The 1,038-nt window shown below is 75.0% G+C and carries 1 protein-coding gene; it reads left to right on the forward strand.

Going from position 1 to position 1,038, the window contains the following annotated elements:
- Nucleotides 1–1,038, forward strand: a 1,038-nt coding sequence (locus HMPREF0975_RS14295) for a DNA repair protein RadA (RefSeq protein ID WP_009234954.1), incomplete at both ends; no start/stop codon positions are given.

A 1,038-nucleotide genomic window follows, 5' to 3' on the forward strand; every position in this document is an offset into this window, starting at 1 on the left:
GGCGGCGACTAGTGCCGTGCGCCCGGCAGTGGCCGCCCGCCCCATCGGGGAGGTCAGTGCCACCGAGGCCCGGGCACGCCCCACCGGGGTGGGCGAGCTGGACCGGGTCCTGGGAGGCGGGATCGTGCCGGGCGCCGTCGTGCTGCTGGCCGGCGAGCCCGGCGTCGGGAAGTCCACACTGCTGCTCGACGTCGCCGCGAAGGCCTCCGCAGTGGCGCGCGAGCGCGGGGACGGCCCGGTCCTCTACGTCACCGGTGAGGAGTCCGCCTCCCAGGTGCGGCTGCGGGCCGAGCGCATCGATGCCCTGGACCCCGGGCTGCTCCTGGCCGCGGAGACTGAGCTCGGAGCCCTGCTGGGGCATGTGGAGGCGGCAGGGCCCTCCCTGCTGGTGGTGGACTCGGTCCAGACCATCGCCTCGGCGCAGGTCGAGGGCAGTGCCGGGGGCGTCACCCAGGTCCGAGCAGTGGCCGGCGCGCTCATCGCGGTGGCCAAGGAGCGCGGTATCCCGGTGCTGCTGGTGGGGCACGTAACCAAGGACGGCGGGATCGCCGGGCCCCGGGTGCTGGAGCACCTGGTCGACGTCGTCACCCAGTTCGAGGGCGACCGCCACGCCCGCCTGCGTCTACTGCGGGCCGTCAAGAACCGCTACGGCCCCACCGATGAGGTCGGCTGCTTCGACCTGGGAGAGCGGGGCATCGTGGGGTTGGCGGACCCCTCGGGGCTGTTCCTGTCCGCCGCCCGCTCCGAGGTGCCGGGCACCTGCGCCACCGTCACCCTGGAGGGGCGCCGCCCCATGCCGGTGGAGATCCAGGCGCTCGTGGCCTCCACGAACGCCGGCTCGCCTCGGCGCACCACCTCCGGGGTGGACCACTCGCGCACAGCCATGGCGCTGGCGGTTCTCAGCGCCCGGTTGCGGGTGGACACCTCCAGCGCGGACGTCTACGTCTCCACCGTGGGCGGGGCGCGCGCCGTCGAGCCGGCCACCGACCTGGCCGTGGCCATCTCCGTGGTCTCGGCCGCGCGCAACCTGCCCACGCC

It is taken from the genome of Actinomyces sp. oral taxon 849 str. F0330 (assembly GCF_000239715.1).
Taxonomy (GTDB): domain Bacteria; phylum Actinomycetota; class Actinomycetes; order Actinomycetales; family Actinomycetaceae; genus Actinomyces; species Actinomyces johnsonii.